A 16,863-nucleotide genomic window follows, 5' to 3' on the forward strand; every position below is an offset into this window, starting at 1 on the left:
TCTTAGCCGGAGGCGAGCCGCTCACTCCCACTCCAGCTCGGTGAAGACGGTCACGATATTGCGAGGATGGTTGTCCTCGAAGAGCAGCCAGCCTCGGCGATCCTCGCGCCCGACCTGCTCGACCGCCTCCTCGATCCTGCCGCCCCTGGCGATGATCGCCCGGGTCTCGGTCAGCAGGCTCTCCAGATAGCGCTGCTGGGCCTCGAGGGCGGCGGGCCAGGGGGCCGAGGGGGGACCGTGGCCCGGCACGACCCGTTCGGCCTCGACCTGGCGCAGGGTTGCCAGCACGCCCAGCCAGCCCTTGAGGCTGCCGTCGACCACCGGCAGCCGCTCCATGAACACCAGGTCGCCGGCCCAGAGCGTCCCGGTCGCCTCGTCGAGGACCGTGAGGTCGTTATCCGTGTGCGCGGTCGGATGGGCGGTCAGCCGCAGCCGCCGGGCGCCGAGGTCGATGGTCAGCGACTCGACGACCGTTTCGTCGGGCGGCAGGATCCGGGTGCCGGCGGCCAGCTCGCCCAGCACCCGCTCCAGGTGCTGCAGGTAGAAGGGACCGCGGGCGGCCATGGCAGCGGGCAGCTTGGCGTGGCCCAAAACCTTGGGCCGCTCGGACTCGAAGGCGGCGGTGCCCAGCATGTGGTCCGGATGCCCGTGGGTGATGATGACGTAGGCGATGGGCAGCGCCGTCACCTCGCGGATCGCCTCGAGTAAGGCCTGGCCCTGGGCGGCGCTGCCGCCGCTGTCGATCACCGCGACCGCCATCCGGCCGACGACGAAGCCGATGTTTGCATAGCCGCCGAGGTTGCCGCGCGTCGCCTCCTCGTGTGCGCCCTTGTGGACGAAGACGCCCGGCGCCACCTCGGTCACCGGCAGCGGGTCGGCCGCCGCGGGGGCTGCGCCGGCGATCAGCGCCGCGACCAGAAGGCCGAGGCGACCGCAACGCCTAGTCGAAGCGGGCGGCGCGCAGGTTCTTGGCCGTGTCCAGGTCAATGATCTGGTCCCGTCCCGTGATTCCGGTGAAAAGCGCGCCGTTGATATCGGCCTTGCGCAGGTTGGCGCCGCTGAGGTCGGCGCCGGAGAAGTCGGCGCCGGCGGCCTCCGCCCGCATGAGGTTGGCGCCGCTCAGGTCGGCGTCGGTGAAGTCGGCGAACTCCAGGTAGCCACGGGCCAGGTCGGCGCCCTTGAGGTTGGCGCCCTTGAGCCTGGCCTTCTTGAGGGAGACCCGCATCAGGCCCATGGGCTGGTTCTTCATGTCGGCGGCCATCTTCGCGCCCTCGAGCCGGGCGCCCTCGAGGTTCGCGTAGTCGAGGTTGCAGATCAGCGCGGCCCCCGATAGGTCCGCCTTCTGCAGGTTGCTCTCCGCCAGCACCGCCGAAAAGGCACTGACCTCGCTGAGATCGGCGCCGGCGAGATCGGCGCCGCGCAGGATCGCGAGATCGAGGATCGCGCCCTTGAGCTTGGCGCCGGTCAGCTTTGCGCCTTTCAGCACCGCGCCCTGCAGGTTTGCGCCGGACAGGTCGGCGCCTGAGAGGTCGACGCCTGAAAGGTCAGCCTGCTTGAAGTCGAAGCCCGAAAGCTCGAGGCCGCTGAGGTCGCGCTCGGTCAGGTCCGCGGGTTCGGTCCCGGTGCTGGTTGCGACCAGCCGGGTCAATTCCTCGCGTGAGACGTCCGCGGCAAAGACTCCGGCGGCCGCAGCGGACAAGAGCAGCGCTGCGATTGCGGTCGAGATCAAAAGGCCGCCGCCGGCCGCCCAGCCGCGCGCGCCCGTCTCGCATATCTTGTCGTCTCGGTTTCTGCGCATCTTTCCCTCCCGCTGATCTGTTTTTGTCTCTTTGGCGCCAGACCCTTGGCGCCTTTGTCCGCGGCTCGAGACCCGGTGCCGCAGAAGCCCGGCGCCGTCTCGAGGCGGCCTTCGCGCAATCTTGCCCGCAAGCTTGCAACGGCGCCATCCCTCTGCGCTAGTGTTTAGACTTGCTCTAATTTTCTGCCTCCACTAGCATTAACCAAAACCACAAGACCAGCGGTCCTGAAGAAACCGCAGTTTGGGAGAGGCCGAAGACCAGACAGAACCCCAGGATCACAAGGCGAAAAGGTGCCGGTGGGGAGCGTCTCCCGTCTTCACCTTTTGAACTGAAACCGGTTCCGCATCGGGCCATCAGCAACGCTTGGCGCCGGACGAGAAGACCGGAGGCGAACCTGATAGAGACTTCCGCGGCTTGGGGAGCGATCAGGACGACGAAACGAAGGGTGACCAATTGGGAGGTTATACCATGAAGAAGGTCCTTAGCAGCGCGTGTCTCGCCGCGATGGCGGCTGCGCTCCTGCCGCAGGCCGCGACGGCGAACGACGAACTGCTGGTGATGCAGGACAATCCGGCGTGGTACGTGATGCCCACGCTGGACTACGCGAACACGCGCTACAGCAAGCTCTCTCAGATCAACGCGGACAACGTCGGCGACCTTCAGGTGGCCTGGACCTTCTCGACCGGCGTGCTGCGCGGTCACGAAGGGGCGCCCCTGGTGATCGGCAACACCATGTACGTCCACACGCCCTTCCCGAACAACGTCTATGCGCTCGACCTCAGCGCCGACGGCCGCGTCAAGTGGAAGTACGAGCCGAAGCAGGATCCGGACACGATTCCGGTGATGTGCTGCGATACGGTCAACCGCGGCGTCGCCTATGGCGACGGCAAGATCATCCTGCACCAGGCCGACACCAAGGTGGTGGCCCTGGACGCCAACACCGGCGAGGTGGTCTGGACCGCGACCAACGGCGATCCCAAGGTGGGCGAGACCGGCACCAGCGCGCCGATGGTGGTCAAGGACAAGGTCATCATCGGCATCTCGGGCGGCGAGTTCGGCGTGCGCGGCAGCGTCACGGCCTACAACCTTGCCGACGGCAAGCAGGCCTGGCGGGCCTATTCCATGGGGCCGGACTCCGACACCCTGATGGATCCCGAAAAGACGACCCACCTGGGCAAGCCGGTCGGCAAGGACTCCGGCATCGCCACCTGGGAAGGCGACCAGTGGAAGATCGGCGGCGGCACCACTTGGGGCTGGTACGCCTATGATCCGGAAGCCGACCTGATCTACTACGGCACCGGCAACCCAAGCACCTGGAACCCGTCCCAGCGTCCGGGCGACAATGCCTGGTCCATGACCATCATGGCCCGCGATCCGGACGACGGCATGGCCAAGTGGCTCTACCAGATGACCCCGCACGACGAGTGGGACTATGACGGCGTCAACGAGATGATCCTGGCCGATATCCCGGTCAAGGGTGAAACTCGCAAGACCCTGGTCCACTTCGACCGTAACGGCTTTGCCTACACCATGGACCGCATCACGGGCGAGTTGCTGGTGGCCGAGAAGTACGATCCGGCGGTCAACTGGGCGACCCACGTCGACATGAAGACCGGCCGGCCGCAGGTGGTCTCGAAGTACTCGACCTCGCAGAACGGCGAGGACGTGAATACCACCGGTATCTGTCCGGCGGCGCTCGGCACGAAGGACCAGCAGCCGGCGGCCTTCTCGCCGAAGACCGGCCTGTTCTACGTGCCGACCAACCACGTCTGCATGGACTACGAGCCCTTCCGGGTCTCCTACACTGCGGGCCAGCCCTACGTCGGCGCGACGCTCAGCATGTATCCGGCGCCGGGCGGCGACCATCTCGGCAACTTCATCGCCTGGGATGCGGACAAGGGCGAGATCGTCTGGTCGAACCCCGAGCCCTTCTCTGTGTGGAGCGGCGCGCTCGCCACGGCCGGCGATGTCGTCTTCTACGGCACCCTGGAAGGCTACCTGAAGGCGGTCGATGCCAACACGGGTCGGGAGCTCTATCGCTTCAAGACCCCCTCGGGCATCATCGGCAACGTCATGACCTACGTGCACGGCGGCAAGCAGTACGTCGCCGTGCTGTCGGGCATCGGCGGCTGGGCCGGCATCGGCCTCGCGGCGGGCCTGACCGAGGACACGGCGGGCCTGGGTGCGGTCGGCGCCTACAAGGCGCTGAGCAACTACACCCAGCTCGGCGGCCAGCTGACGGTCTTCACGCTGCCGAACTGACGACAGGCCGAAGGCTTGGAATGGCCCGGCATTTCGCGAGGCGGGATGCCGGGCCAGCTTTCCGCGGACCACGGAACTCCAGGCCCGGCCCGGGACCACTCCTTCGATCGGCTGGCTCGAACCCGGGACCCCGGTCGTCGGACTCTGAAAGGCGGGTGATAGGAAAGATGGATCTGTCGATGCGCCGCTTCGCAAAGCGCGTGACCCTGACGCTTTCGGCCGTCCTTGTGGCGGCCCTGGGGCTGGTCCTGCCATCGGGCGATGGCGGCTGGGCCCAGGACGACGAGAAGCCCTACCGGATCAATGACGGTGTGGTGGACTGGTACACCTTCAGCGGCTTCCGCCGCTACCACGCCGAATGCCACGTCTGCCACGGGCCCGACGGTCTCGGCAGCTCCTTTGCGCCGGCTCTGGCCGAGACCATGAAGACCATGAGCTACGAGGACTACCTGGAGGTCGTGGTCAACGGCCGCGAGAACGTCGGCACCACGGCGCAGAACAAGATGCCTGGCTTCGGCGAGAACCTGAACGTCATGTGCTTCATCGACGACATCTACGCCTATCTCATGGCCCGGGCCGACGGCGCGCTCGGGCGCGGCCGCCCGAAGAAGGAGGCCAAGCCCGAAGAGGCCAGGGAACGGGACAACGACTGTTTGAGCTGACCGTTGCTGTGGTCTCGCTGGGGCGTCGGACGACAAGGAGAGAAGCGATGACAAGTCGCCTGCTGAGGGCCGTTCTTCTGGGCCTCCTGCTGATCCCCGAAGGCGTGGCTCCCGCTGCCGCCCAGACCTCGGAGGCGGTGGACCGCTCGGCGCTCAGGGTTTGTGCCGACCCGGGCAACCTCCCGTTCTCCAACCAAGCCGGCGAGGGCTTCGAGAACAAGATCGCCGAACTGGTCGCCGAGGAGCTCTCGGTCCCGGTCGAGTACACCTGGTTCCCGCAGTCCACCGGCTTCGTGCGCAATACCCTCAAGGCGCGGCGCTGCGACGTCGTCATCGGGATCTCGCTCGGCTTCGAGCTGCTCCAGAACACGAACCCCTACTACCGCTCGGCCTATGTGATGCTGTTCCGGGACGACGGCGGCCCGCAGGTCGCCTCGCTTTCCGACCCGATGTTGAAGTCGGCGCGGATCGGCCTGGTTGCCGGCACGCCGCCGGCGACCATGGTTGCTCTGAACGGTCTGATGCGCCAGGTGCGTCCCTATCATCTGCAGGCCGATACCCGCTTCGACCATCCCGGCCGCAAGCTGGTCGAGGACCTCGCCAAGGGCGAGATCGACGTCGGCCTGCTCTGGGGGCCGATCGCCGGCTACTACGCCAAGCGGCAGGACGTGCCGCTCAAGATCGTGCCCCTGCTCACCGACGGCGGGCCGGTGCGCATGGACTACCGCATCACCATGGGCCTGCGCTTCAACGAGCCGGAGTGGAAGCGGCAACTGAACGACATCATCAAGCGCCGCAGGGCCGACATCGACGCCATCCTGAACGACTACGGCGTGCCCCTGCTCGACGAGCAGGGCAAGCTGATCGCGCAGTGAGGCAGAGCCTGCGCCGCCTCGCGCCTGGAGTCCTCCTGCTCGGTGCGGTCGTCTTTCTGTCCTCGCTTGCGGCGGAGGCCCAATCCGACGCCCCGGTCCCGGAGCCCGATGGCTACCGGATGGACAAGTTCCGTGCGCCGGTGCCGGCGACCCTGAAGGGTGCCACGGTGGTCTCCACCAAGGAGGTCGAGGCCCTGGCCGGCACGGCGATCCTGATCGACGTCCTGCCGCGGCCGCCCAAGCCCGAGGGCTTGAAGGAAGGGGCCATCTGGCGCCCGCGCCCGCGCAGCAACATTCCCGGCAGCGTCTGGCTGCCGAACACCGGCTTCGGCGTCCTGCCGATCAGCGTCGAAGCCTATTTCCGCGACAACCTGGGGCGGCTCACCGGGGGCGATGCGGCGCGCAAGCTGGTCTTCTACTGCCAGGCCGATTGCTGGATGTCCTGGAACGCCGCCAAGCGCGCGCTGACCTACGGCTATACCCAGGTCTATTGGTATCCCGAGGGAACCGATGGCTGGGGCGCCGCCGGATTGCCCGTGGCGCCGAGCGAGCCGGAACCCGGCGCCTATTGAGGCCTGGACCCATGAACGCCTCGCGTTAGCCCGATTGCGACCGGGCTGATGAATGCGAGGAAGTCGGCGGCCAGCTGGTCGTTGCTCGTCCCAAGGTCCGCTGCCGGAAGCGATGCGGCAGCGGCGCTTCGCGCACCAAGAAGGGACAGAACGACCGCTGGAGGCATTTCGCTAGGTGGCAACGCGCCAAATGTGATTGCCTTTTCAAGAGGTGTGGGGCATCAGTGCCATCTCTCCTGAAGGCAAGAGTGACGATGATCAAGACACGCTGAATCTCAAGGGCCGGTCGGCCCACTCTCTCTCAAAGAGACCGAGGCATGGCGCGCTGCGACCTTGCAGCCGCGGATCAGGAGATTTGGTGATGTCCGCGTTCAACAGAATGCCTTTCGTTCTGCGCGACTTCGAGAAGAACCGGAACGACTATTCGGGCGTGGCTCAGGTGGTGACCGCCGTCTGGCCTGACGAGTCCACGACTGCAGACGAGCTTGAGCTCGCGGACAACGACCGCCGACCGGGCCGGATATCTGGCCGGGTCGTTGCAGAGATCGACGGTCGGATCATCGGCTTTGGTGTCTACGGGCAGCCGGAGGCTTCGCTAAGGCCCGGAGAATTCTATCTCAATGTCCTGGTGCTGGACGAACACCGGCGCCAGGGTGTCGGCGAGGCAATCTACAGCCGTATCATCGGTAGGTTATCTCGACATCGGCTTGCGGTCCTGATGGCAGATACCCGCGAGAGTCAGAGCGACGCGCCCGGCTTTCTTGAAAGGCGCGGTTTCGAGGTCGTTCAGCGCCGACCGGTGCTGCGACTCGATGTCGAGTCCTTCGATAGGGCGCGTCGTCTGTCCGCCAGAGTGCAGCGTGAAGTACAGAACATCACGGTTTGCGCGCTGAGCGAGCTTATGAAGGAAGTGCCGGATTGGAAGCGCAGATGTTGGGACCTGGATTGGCAAATTCTGCAGGATATCCCATCTCTCGAAGCGCCCGCGCGCCCGACGCTTGAGAGCTATTCGCGGTGCTATGAGGATTCGGCCTTCGCACCGCAGTCCTGGTTCATCGCTCTTCAAGGCGATGAATGGGTCGGGATGAGCATCCTTCAAACCGATTCTTCGACGCCCGGTACCTTTCACACCGAGGTGACGGGTGTCCGGCGCGGCTTTCGGCGCAGGGGCATAGCAACCGCATTGAAGCTGCGCGGAATCGAATACGTCCGGGCCCTGGGCGGCCGGGTCATCGAAACAGACAACGAAGAGAGCAGCCCGATGCTCAGACTGAACCTGACTCTCGGTTTCGTGCCTGGGCCGGCAATTCTCGAGTTTCGAAAGCCCTTCTGATGTCCGGGCATGCCACAGCATTGGTTGTGAGGGCCCATGATCTCGCGGGCCAGGGCGAAGATCCGCTGTTCCAGAAGGATGGGCTGCTCGCAGATGTAGGTCAGGGATCGCTCGCGGTCCTCGTAGATCCGGATATCCCAGAGGCGCTGCCGCTCGAGCTCCTGCCGCTTCGCCGTCTCGCCGGCCGGCAGCGCCTTAAGCTCGCCCGCCAGGCGGCCGATCTTCTCGGCCAGCGCCCTTTGCTTTCGGCTATAGCGGCCGATGCCCGGGGGCACCGACGGCTGGGGCGCCGCAGGCCTGCCGCTGGAGCCGAGCGAGCCGGAACCGGGCGCGGAGTAGGCTCGGTACTGCGCCACCCAATGCGGCTTGCTCATTCGCGTGCGGGGCGTTCGCCCTGGGCGGGGTCCGGGGCAGGGAATGTGAGACGGGCGCGGTCAAATCGAAGCATGGATCAAGAAGCCAGAGTTGGCGAGGAAGACGGCCATCGTCGCAAGCATCGACAGTGGTCGGGTCGCCGCAAGGGGGCGCAGCGTCAGCGTGGCGTAGTGGGCTGTACGGGCAATCAGGAGGGTTGCGCCAACGGCATGCATGAAGGCCGCCGGAGCAGCGTTCAACTCGGCAAGTCCCATGAGAAGCAGTGCGAAGGGCACATACTCGAGAAAGTTCGCGTGTCCGCGAACCCGCCGCAAGAGCGTTTCGTCACCGCCGTCCAAGAAGGGAGTCGCTGTCTTGATTCGTCGGAGTCCGACGACAATCGTGATGGGGATCAGAAAAAGCCCGAACACCGCTGCATAGACGCTGGTGATTGGCAATGTCGTGATCATTGACAGACCTTTCCAAGAGTACTGGGCAGACGTTCCGGCTCATCACGCTTCCTCGAGATCTTTCACCGCAGTCGGACGCATTCAGCCACGAGTGGTGGAACCAAGCTGAACGGCGAGTGGCGGTGTTCGAAAGTCCGGCCGGCATCTGCGGGAATGCCGTAGCCCCTTCCCCTGGTGTTACTCCAGATGCCCCATGATTTCGCGGGCCAGGGCGAAGACCCGCTGTTCCAGAAGGACGGGCTGCTCGCAGATGTAGGTCAGGGAGCGCTCGCGGTCCTCGTAGATCCGGATATCCCAGAGGCGCTGCTGCTCGAGCTCCTGCCGCTTCGCCGTCTCGCCGGCCGGCAGCGCCTTGAGCTCGCCCGCCAGGCGGCCGATCTTCTCGGCCAGGGCCTGCTGCCTGCGGGTATAGCGGCCGATGCCCGAGATGATCGAGGCCCGCTCCTTGTTGACGATGTCCAGGGTCGCGGCGAAAAGCAGGGTCAGCCTCTCGTTCCTGTCGGTTCCGAGGCCAGCGGCGAAGTCGGCGACCGCGGCCTTCGCCGCCTCGATGTCGGTGCGCCGGGCGGCGAGGGTTCCGGCCAGCTGGCTCACCTCCGCGTCGCCCTTCCAGTCTCCCGCGAACTCCTCGACCGGCGGGCCGGCCCAGACCATGCCGGCGGAGATCTCCGGCACCTTGCGCTGCACACAGGGCCAGTCCGGCTCTCCCGAGCCGGCGGCGCGCGCGGGGCCGGCCAGGATCAGCAGGCTCGCGGCCAGCAGGGCCGGGCGATGCCAGCGGCGTCTTGCGCTATTGCCTCGGACCATCGCGGCACCTCCCTCGATCAGGCCGGCGCTCCGCGGCGCCGCGCCATCATGCCTCGCCCCGGATCATAGCCGTAGATGGCCAGGCCCATGAATAGGAAGGTGCAGCCGGCGACCACGGCCAGGGACAGCAGGTTCACCTGGCCGTAGAGCGCGAAGCGGATCAGCTCGACCGCGTGGGTGAAGGGGTTGGCGGCGCAGATCTGATAGAGCAGCAGGCTCGATTCCCGCATCCGCCACAACGGGTAAAGCGCCGAGGAGGCGAAGAACATCGGGAAGATCACGAAGTTCATGATCCCGGCGAAGTTCTCCAGCTGCTTGATGAAGGATGACAGCAACATGCCCAGGGCGCCGAGCATCAGTCCGGAGAGGATCAACGCCGGGAGCACGGTCAGGTAGCCGAAGAGCGGCGCGTCGATACCCCAGAGCCGGGCGATCAGAACGAAGACGTAGACCTGCGCCAGCGACACGCAGGTCCCGGCCAGCAGCTTGCAGCTCAAGAGGTACCAGCGGGGCAGGGGGCTGATCAGCAGGGTGCGCATATTGCCCATCTCGCGGTCGTAGACCATGGAGAGCGAGGACTGCATGCCGTTGAAGAGCTGAATCATCGCGATCAGCCCGGGGGTGATGTAGACCTCGTAGAGCACGTAGGTCTCGTAGGGCGGCGCGATGGAGAGCCCGAGCACCGCCCGGAAGCCGGCAGCGAAGATGAACAGCCAGACCAAGGGGCGCACCAGGGCGGCGACGAAGCGCTCCCGCTGGTGCAGGAAGCGCAGCGCTTCCCGCCAGACGATCCCCTTCATGCAGCGCAGGTACTGGGCCGCCGTCACGCTTCGCGCTCCTCGCCGCCGGCCCCGGTCAGCGCCGTGAAGGCGGCCTTGAGATCCGCGGCACCGCTTCGGCGGACCACGGCCTCGGCGCGGTCGTTGGCCAGGACCACGCCCTGATGCAGCAGGACCACCCGGTCGTCCTCGGCGACCTCGTCGATCAGGTGGGTCGCCCAGAGGATGCCCAAGTTCTGCTCGCGGACCAGGCCGCGGACGTGGTCGAGCAGGCTCTGTCGGCTGCCGATGTCGAGCCCGACGGTGGGCTCGTCGAGCAATAGCAGCTTCGGCTCGTGCAGCAGGGCCCGGGCGATCTCGACCCGGCGCAGCTGGCCGCCGGAGAGCTGCCGGACCTTGTCGCCGGCCCGCTCGGCGAGGTCGAGCCGGGCCAGCTCCGCGGCGCCGCGCGCCCGCGCCCGGGCCTTGGGCAGGCCGTGCAGGGCGGCGTGATAGGCGAGGTTCTGGGTGACGCTGAGGTCCAGGTCCAGCGTGCGTTGCTGGAAGACCACGCCGATCCGCGCCAGGGCCTCCGAAGGCCGCCGCCGAACGTCGTGGCCGAAGACCCGGATCGCGCCGCTGCGGTTGTCGTAGAGCCGGGTGATCAGCGAGAACAGCGTCGTCTTGCCGGCGCCGTTCTGGCCGAGCAGCACCGCGAACTCACCGGCCGCCACCGCGAAGCTGACGTCGTCGAGGGCGCGGCGCTTGCCGAAGCTGTGGCTGACCCCCTCGACCGCCAGGGCCGGCACGACCGCGGCGCCGTCCGGTGTCGTTCCGGCGATCGCTTCGGCCGTGCTCACGTTGAGCGGTCTCCCCGGTGTCTCAAGAAAAAGGGGTCAGAGTCATTTCTCGCCTCGGTCTATTCCGCTTCCGTGGCAATGAGCCCACAGCAAAAAAAGTCTCTGACCCCTTTTTCCGCCCCTCTGTCAGGAGCTATTTGACGTTGAACACCGCCTGTTGGGACTCGGCGGTGGTGCCAGGGATTCGTAGGATGAAGGTCCCGGGCCGGATCGTCACGAAGGAGATTTCCGCTGTTCCTTCGTCATCGAATTCGAGGCTGTCGACTCCGAGCGGTCGCACCTCGATGTCGTTGATCACGATCTCGTCGACCCAGACGTTGCGGAAGAAATCCGCGCCGGAGATCGCAAGTTCCGCGGAACCGTCGGCCTCGATTTCGATCTCGTAGTATTTGCCCGCTTCCAGCTGATAGGGGCCCTTGGTCAGGGGCTGACCGGACGACAGCTTGATGGGGTCGAGCTTCTGCGCGCCGCCGGTCAGGAGCCCGGCCTGAGCCGCGGCGTCCTTGCCGGCCAGCGGCGACAGGACCAGGGCCAGGACCAGGGCGAAAAACACATTCCTTGTAAGCATGATGCCTCCTTCTCGTCTTCTTGTGCTTCGGTTCAAGAATTGTCCGTGAGGGGTCTTGGGCGGGACGCGCGATCAATCCTTGACCACCACGCCCCAGGGGAAGCGGCCGACGGTGATCGACTTGATGACCTTGCGTTTCTCGACGTCGATCACCGAGATGTCGTTGGACACGCCGTTGGTCGAGAAGATCCGCTTCTCCTCGCCGTCGAAGGCGAGCTGCCAGACCCGCTGGCCGACCAGCAGGTAGTCCTCGACCTCGAAGCTCTCGGCGTTGACCACCGCGACCCGGTTGGCCGGGCCTAGCGCGACGAAGGCCAGCTTGCCGTCGCTGGTGACCCGGGCGCCGACCGGCTGGATCGCCTCCGGACGCACGCCGGGAATCTCGAAGCTGACCTTGTGGACGATCTCCTTGGTCTGGGTGTCGATGACGCTGACCGTGCCGCCGATCTCGGAGGTCACCCAGACGTGCTTGTTGTTCTTGGTGAACTCGGCGAAGCGGGGACGGCTGTCGACCAGGACGTTGTCGGTGATCTCGTAGGTCGAGGTGTCGATGAAGTGGGCCATGTTGGTGGTCTCGGAGGTGTTGACCATTACCTTGCCGTCGGGGCTGATGCCCATGCCCTCGGGCTCGACGCCGACCGGGATCTCGGCCAGGACGTTGCCCTTCTCGACGTCGACCACGGTCACAAGGTTGTCGTCCTCGTTGGCCACGAAGAGCGGGTTGCCGCTGGGGTGCAGGATGAAGAGCTCCGGATCGGGGCCGCTCGGCAAGGTGCGCACGACCTTCAGGGTCTCCAGGTCCAGGACCTCGACGTGGTTGTCGTCACTGGCGCAGATGTAGAGGTACTTCTGGTCCTTGCTGAGCGCGATGCCGCGCGGCCGCTGGCCGACCTCGACCGTATCCGTGACCTCGAGAGTCTTGCCGTCGATCACGGTGATCGAGTTGCCCTTCTCGTTGGACACGTAGATGGTCTGCGCCGCGCCCGGCAGCGCCCAGAGCAGGACAAGTCCCGCGATTGCCCAGTGGTACTTCACGTCCTTCGCCTCCCTCTGTAGCCGCGTCTTTCCGCGCGTCTCCTAGTCGTCATTGCAGCTTGCAGCCGGATTCCGGCTCGTCGTAGCCCAGGGTGTCCAGCGGCGTGCGCTGGTGCAGGAATTCCTTCTGCGGCGAGACCGAGACCAGGCTGCGCGGCGCCGCCAGCAGGACCGGCTGGCGCAGTTGCTGGTTCCAGCGCCGGAAGGTCAGCGGCGTGCCCTTGAAGGCGGCCAGCTTGAACTTGTCGCCGAGCAGGTGGTCACGGATCGTTCCCGGCGCGGCCGCGTTGGTACGGGTCACCGCCTCGCCGATGGCCCGCATCGCCGCCCAGTTGGCGTAGTCGCGGACGGTCATGTCGCGACCGGCAATTTTGCGCAGGCGGCGCTGGATCTGGGTGCCGCCCCACTGCTCGTGGCTGCGGTGCCAAGCGGTCGGGATCAGGCCCTGGGTGCCGGCCACCGGCCGCGCGTCCCAGGTCCGGTAGGGCAGGTACTCGCCGAAGGCGTCGCCCTCGTCGGCCACGACCACGACGTCGTGGTCCGGGGCGCCCTGGGACAGGACCGGGATCTGCTTCTGGATCTGGGCGTGGCCGCTGTCGGTGCGGGCCGAGGGCGCGTCCTCCTCGACTAGCCGTTCCTCGACGACCTTGGCGTTGAACTTCTTCGCCGAGCGCTGCAGCGCTGCGAAGAAGGCACGGTCGCCGTCGGTCTTGCCGTAGAGCACCAGCCACTTGTTCCATTTCTTCCAGATCAGGTACTGGGCCAGGGCGTCGGTGCGCATCGAGCGGCTGGGTATGATGTGGAAGACGTTGGCGCGGCAGCCCTCGTTGCGCAGGGCGTCGTCGGGCGACCGGACGTTGAAGATCAGGGCCTCGGCCGCCTCGGGCAGCGCCGCGACGGATGCCAGGTCCGCGGCCCGCAGGTCGGCCAGGAACAGCCGCGCGCCCGTCGCCGCCTGGCTGCGGAAGGCCTCGGCCGGATCGCCGTCCTCGGGGACCACGACCTCGATCAGCCGGTAGTCGTGCTTGAGGAAGCGGCCGGTGGTCTGGTTGTCCTGCAGCCCGAGCCGGGCGCCCCAGACCCCGTCGTCCTCGAGAATCGGATCGAGCAGGGACAGTGGCAGCTTCTGCTTCTCCTGCTTGGTCAGATAGACGACCGCGACGTCCAGGCCGGCCGCCAACGCCGCAGCGGGCCCCAGCACCAGGGCGCAAACGACGACCACGGTGGCCGGCATGGCCGGCCAACTGCGCCGACACCCGGGCCCCCGGCCGCCGGCCAGAAGCCTCTTCAACTGTCGCGTCGTTTGCCGCCAGAACTGCCTGTTGCCACCCGCCGCGCGGGGGTACCTCCCCAAAGTGCCCGGCATTTCCTCCCCATATGCCTGCTTTTTGAACAGATTTAATGTATCCTAAGGCCAAGAAGAAAAGCAAACGGCCACTAGGGGAGGAGAGATGAGCAAGCCCCTCGCGCCGCGGGTCCTGCGGTGCCTGTCCGCCTTGGCGCTCGGCCTGGCGCTCCTGCCGGGTCCCGCCGCGCCGGCCGTGGGGGCCGAAGCGCTACCCCTGGCGGTCTTCGACTTCGAGCTGATCGACACCAGCCTTGAGGGCGAGACCCGCGGCCCGCGCGCCGACGAGCAGGCCCGCCTCGGGATGATCAGCGCGCAACTGCGCCGGATGCTGGCGGACAGCGGCCGCTACCGGATCCTCGACCTGACGCCGGTCGAGGCCGAGATTGCCGCGGTTGGCTACCTGCACGGCTGCAACGGCTGCGACACCAAGATCGCCGGCGGGCTGGGCGCCGAGCGGGCTGTGACCGGTACAGTTCAGAAGGTCAGCAACCTGATCCTCAACATCAACCTCTATGAGCGCGAGGTCGCTTCCGGCAAACTGCTTCGCGCGATGAGCGTCGACATCCGCGGCAACACCGACAAGTCCTGGTCGCGCGGCGTCTCCTACTTGGTTCGCAACCGTTTCCTGAAGGGAGCCAAATGATGCTGCGCCTCGGCATCCGATCCTGCCGGGCGATCCGCCTGGCCCTTGTGGCAGCCGCCTTGGCGATCGCCCTGGCGCCGGCCGTGGCGTCGGCGGGCCAGCTCAAGGTCGCCGTCATCAAGTTCGGCACCGTCAGCTGGGAAATGGACGTGATCCGCCACCACGGCCTGGCCGCCGACCAGAAGCTCGAGCTCGAGGTCCTCACGCTGGCCAACACCAACGCCTCCAAGGTCGCCCTCCAGGCCGGCGAGGCCGACGTGATCGTCACCGACTGGATCTGGGTCTCGCGCCAGCGCGCCGAGGGCGCCGACTACACCTTCGTGCCCTACTCGACGGCCCTGGGCTCGCTGATGGTCCCAGGGGACTCGCCGATTCAGGAGCTTGCCGACCTCAAGGGCCGCCGCCTGGGCATCGCCGGCGGTCCGCTCGACAAGAGCTGGCTGCTGCTGCGCGGCTACGGGTTGGAGAAGCTGGGCGCGGACCTCGACGGTGAGGTCGAGAAGGTCTTTGCCGCCGCGCCCCTGCTCAACGAACAGATTCAGGCCGGGCGCCTCGACGCGGTGATCAACTACTGGCCCTTCGCGGCCCGGCTCCAGGCCCGCGGCTACCGACCGCTGCTCGGGGTCAACGAGATGGCCGAGAGCTTCGGCCTGGCCTCGCGGGTGCCCCTGCTCGGCTACGTCTTCCGCGAAAGCCAGGGCGAGACCCAGCGGGACGACATCATGGCTTTCCTCAACGCCACCCGGGAGGCGAAGCGCATCATGAGCCTCTCCGACGCCGAATGGGAGCGGTTGCGGCCCCTGATGCGGGCCAAGGACGATGCCACTTTCATCGCCCTGCGTGCCGGCTTCCGCCACGGAATCCCCTTCCACTGGCGGGCCCAGCAGAGGGAGGAGGCCGCCAAGCTCTTCGCGATCCTCGCCCAATACGGCGGCGAGAAGCTGGTCGGCCCCTCGGGCGAGCTGGCGCCGGGAACCTTCTGGCCGCACGTTACCTATTGACGTTTCATGCTCGCCCGCGCCGGCTTCGGCCTCTATGGCCTTTCCTTGCTGGCCCTGGTCCTGCTCTGGCAGCTGGCGGCGGGGCTGGCCGAGAGCCGCGTCCTGCCGCCGCCGCTGGCGGTCCTGGCCGTGCTGGGCGAGGGCCTGGCGAGCGGCGAGCTGCTCTATCACCTCGCGGTCACCCTGGCCCGGGTCGCGGCGAGCTTCCTGCTCGCCATGGCCATCGGCGTGGCGCTCGGCATCGCCCTGGGCCGCTCGCGGCTCCTGGACCGGATCTTCGACGGCTGGCTGATCCTGTTCCTGAACCTGCCGGCGCTGGTCACCATCATCCTCTGCTACGTCTGGTTCGGGCTGGTCGAGGCGGCGGCGATCGCAGCGGTGGCGATCAACAAGATTCCCAACGTCGTGGTGACCGTGCGCGAGGGCGCCCGGGCGCTCGATCCGAGCTACCTCGAGATGGCGCGCAGCTTCCGGCTGGGCCGGGGTCGGGTCCTGCGCTACGTGATCCTGCCGCAACTCGTGCCCTTTGTGGTGGCGGCGGCGCGCTCGGGGCTGGCGCTGATCTGGAAGATCGTCCTGGTGGTCGAGCTGCTCGGGCGCAGCAACGGGGTCGGCTTTCAGCTCTCGGTCTTCTTCCAGCTCTTCGACGTTGCCGCCATCCTGGCCTACACCCTGGCCTTCGTGGCGGTGGTCCAGGTGATCGAGCTCGCCGGTCTGCAACCCCTGGAGCGCCGTGTGAACCGATGGCGCCGCTAGGCAGGCTCGAAATCGAAATCGCCGAGAAGCGCTACCCTGCCTGCGACGACTCCGGGCCCCGGCGGGTGCTGGAGAACCTGCGGCTGGAGGTGCCGCGGGGCCAGTTTCTCTGCCTGCTCGGTCCCTCGGGCTGCGGCAAGACGACCCTGCTCAACCTCGTCGCCGGCCTCGACCGGGACTTCGAGGGCCGGATCGGCTGGTCCGAAGCGGCGGCGCCCCGGATCGGCTACGTCTTCCAGGAGCCCCGGCTGCTGCCCTGGCTGACGGTGATACAGAACATCGAGCTGGTCCGGGCCGAGGTTGGCGAAGGGGACCCGGCCTTTGTCGAACACCTTCTGGAGGTTGCGGGGCTGACCGAGTTCCGCGACGCCTACCCGCAGCGCCTGTCGCTTGGCCTGGCGCGCCGCGTCGCCCTGGTCCGGGCCTTCGCGGTCAAGCCCGACCTGCTGCTGATGGACGAGCCCTTCGTCTCCCTGGACCGGCCCACGGCGGAGCGGCTGCGCCGCCTGCTAGTCCAGATCTGGGGGGAGCGGCCGACCACGGTGCTCTTCGTCACCCACAGCCTCGGCGAAGCCCTGCAGCTGGCCGACCGGGTGGTCCGGCTTTCGCCGTCGCCGGCTTCGGTCGTCGCCGATCTGCAGGTCCCGCTGGCGCGCGAGGCGCGCGGCGACCGGGCGGCGATGACGCGGCTGCGCGAAGAGCTCCTCCGCGAGCAGCCCCTGCTCGCCGGCGAAGCCGAGTGACGGCCCGTGGACCGGGG

General features: G+C 67.1%; 18 protein-coding genes. 9 read left to right on the forward strand and 9 right to left on the reverse strand.

What is annotated here, in order from left to right; translation table 11 throughout:
- Window positions 1–21: 21 nt before the first annotated feature.
- Both QNJ30_06055 and QNJ30_06060 read right to left on the reverse strand, forming a co-directional pair.
- Window positions 22–987 carry a quinoprotein relay system zinc metallohydrolase 2 gene (locus tag QNJ30_06055; GenBank protein ID MDJ0943005.1) on the reverse strand — a complete coding sequence of 322 codons (966 nt, stop codon included), beginning with the start codon at window positions 985–987 and terminating at the stop codon, window positions 22–24.
- Window positions 941–1,798 carry a pentapeptide repeat-containing protein gene (locus tag QNJ30_06060; protein MDJ0943006.1) on the reverse strand — a complete coding sequence of 286 codons (858 nt, stop codon included), beginning with the start codon at window positions 1,796–1,798 and terminating at the stop codon, window positions 941–943. The genes QNJ30_06055 and QNJ30_06060 overlap by 47 nt, the downstream gene beginning before the upstream one ends.
- Window positions 1,799–2,267: 469 nt before the next feature.
- Here QNJ30_06060 and QNJ30_06065 point away from each other — a divergent pair, with 469 nt between their 5' ends.
- From QNJ30_06065 to QNJ30_06085, 5 genes are all read left to right on the forward strand, one after another.
- Complete coding sequence (locus QNJ30_06065) at window positions 2,268–4,061, forward strand: methanol/ethanol family PQQ-dependent dehydrogenase (protein MDJ0943007.1); 1,794 nt, start codon at window positions 2,268–2,270, stop codon at window positions 4,059–4,061.
- Window positions 4,062–4,228: 167 nt separating this feature from the next.
- A complete protein-coding gene (locus tag QNJ30_06070; protein MDJ0943008.1) occupies window positions 4,229–4,723 on the forward strand; it encodes a c-type cytochrome, methanol metabolism-related in 495 nt (164 codons plus the stop codon).
- A gap of 47 nt (window positions 4,724–4,770) precedes the next feature.
- On the forward strand, window positions 4,771–5,598 hold the full coding sequence (locus QNJ30_06075; GenBank protein MDJ0943009.1) for a substrate-binding domain-containing protein: 828 nt from the start codon (window positions 4,771–4,773) through the stop codon (window positions 5,596–5,598).
- Complete coding sequence (locus QNJ30_06080; protein MDJ0943010.1) at window positions 5,595–6,170, forward strand: PQQ-dependent catabolism-associated CXXCW motif protein; 576 nt, start codon at window positions 5,595–5,597, stop codon at window positions 6,168–6,170. Before QNJ30_06075 ends, QNJ30_06080 begins: the two co-directional genes overlap by 4 nt.
- Window positions 6,171–6,531: 361 nt before the next feature.
- Window positions 6,532–7,503: a GNAT family N-acetyltransferase gene (locus QNJ30_06085; GenBank protein MDJ0943011.1), complete on the forward strand. Its 972-nt coding sequence runs from the start codon at window positions 6,532–6,534 to the stop codon at window positions 7,501–7,503.
- A 434-nt stretch (window positions 7,504–7,937) separates the two neighbouring features.
- On the opposite strand, the gene QNJ30_06090 is transcribed toward QNJ30_06085, so the two are convergent.
- The 7 genes from QNJ30_06090 to QNJ30_06120 form a co-directional block, all read right to left on the reverse strand.
- A complete protein-coding gene (locus QNJ30_06090) occupies window positions 7,938–8,327 on the reverse strand; it encodes an MAPEG family protein (protein MDJ0943012.1) in 390 nt (129 codons plus the stop codon).
- A 177-nt stretch (window positions 8,328–8,504) separates the two neighbouring features.
- Window positions 8,505–9,134: a hypothetical protein gene (locus QNJ30_06095; GenBank protein MDJ0943013.1), complete on the reverse strand. Its 630-nt coding sequence runs from the start codon at window positions 9,132–9,134 to the stop codon at window positions 8,505–8,507.
- Between the two features lie 17 nt (window positions 9,135–9,151).
- A complete protein-coding gene (locus QNJ30_06100) occupies window positions 9,152–9,961 on the reverse strand; it encodes an ABC transporter permease (protein ID MDJ0943014.1) in 810 nt (269 codons plus the stop codon).
- Window positions 9,958–10,752, reverse strand: coding sequence for an ATP-binding cassette domain-containing protein (locus QNJ30_06105; GenBank protein MDJ0943015.1), 795 nt, complete (start codon window positions 10,750–10,752; stop codon window positions 9,958–9,960). Before QNJ30_06105 ends, QNJ30_06100 begins: the two co-directional genes overlap by 4 nt.
- 133 nt (window positions 10,753–10,885) lie before the next feature.
- Complete coding sequence (locus QNJ30_06110; GenBank protein MDJ0943016.1) at window positions 10,886–11,320, reverse strand: hypothetical protein; 435 nt, start codon at window positions 11,318–11,320, stop codon at window positions 10,886–10,888.
- Between the two features lie 72 nt (window positions 11,321–11,392).
- Window positions 11,393–12,355, reverse strand: coding sequence for a YVTN family beta-propeller repeat protein (locus QNJ30_06115; protein MDJ0943017.1), 963 nt, complete (start codon window positions 12,353–12,355; stop codon window positions 11,393–11,395).
- 49 nt (window positions 12,356–12,404) lie between these two features.
- On the reverse strand, window positions 12,405–13,589 hold the full coding sequence (locus QNJ30_06120) for an ABC transporter substrate-binding protein (protein ID MDJ0943018.1): 1,185 nt from the start codon (window positions 13,587–13,589) through the stop codon (window positions 12,405–12,407).
- A gap of 217 nt (window positions 13,590–13,806) precedes the next feature.
- Between QNJ30_06120 and QNJ30_06125 the strand changes: the two genes are divergently transcribed.
- Genes QNJ30_06125 through QNJ30_06140 form a run of 4 tightly spaced genes read left to right on the forward strand, consistent with a single transcriptional unit; the run spans window position 13,807 to window position 16,846 of the window.
- A complete protein-coding gene (locus QNJ30_06125; protein ID MDJ0943019.1) occupies window positions 13,807–14,346 on the forward strand; it encodes a DUF3280 domain-containing protein in 540 nt (179 codons plus the stop codon).
- Window positions 14,343–15,347, forward strand: a complete 1,005-nt coding sequence (locus QNJ30_06130) for a transporter substrate-binding domain-containing protein (protein MDJ0943020.1) — start codon at window positions 14,343–14,345, stop codon at window positions 15,345–15,347. The genes QNJ30_06125 and QNJ30_06130 overlap by 4 nt, the downstream gene beginning before the upstream one ends.
- A gap of 6 nt (window positions 15,348–15,353) precedes the next feature.
- Window positions 15,354–16,103, forward strand: a complete 750-nt coding sequence (locus tag QNJ30_06135; GenBank protein ID MDJ0943021.1) for an ABC transporter permease subunit — start codon at window positions 15,354–15,356, stop codon at window positions 16,101–16,103.
- On the forward strand, window positions 16,091–16,846 hold the full coding sequence (locus QNJ30_06140; GenBank protein ID MDJ0943022.1) for an ATP-binding cassette domain-containing protein: 756 nt from the start codon (window positions 16,091–16,093) through the stop codon (window positions 16,844–16,846). The genes QNJ30_06135 and QNJ30_06140 overlap by 13 nt, the downstream gene beginning before the upstream one ends.
- Window positions 16,847–16,863 lie beyond the last annotated feature (17 nt).

It is taken from the genome of Kiloniellales bacterium, from assembly GCA_030066685.1.
Taxonomy (GTDB): domain Bacteria; phylum Pseudomonadota; class Alphaproteobacteria; order Kiloniellales; family JAKSBE01; genus JAKSBE01.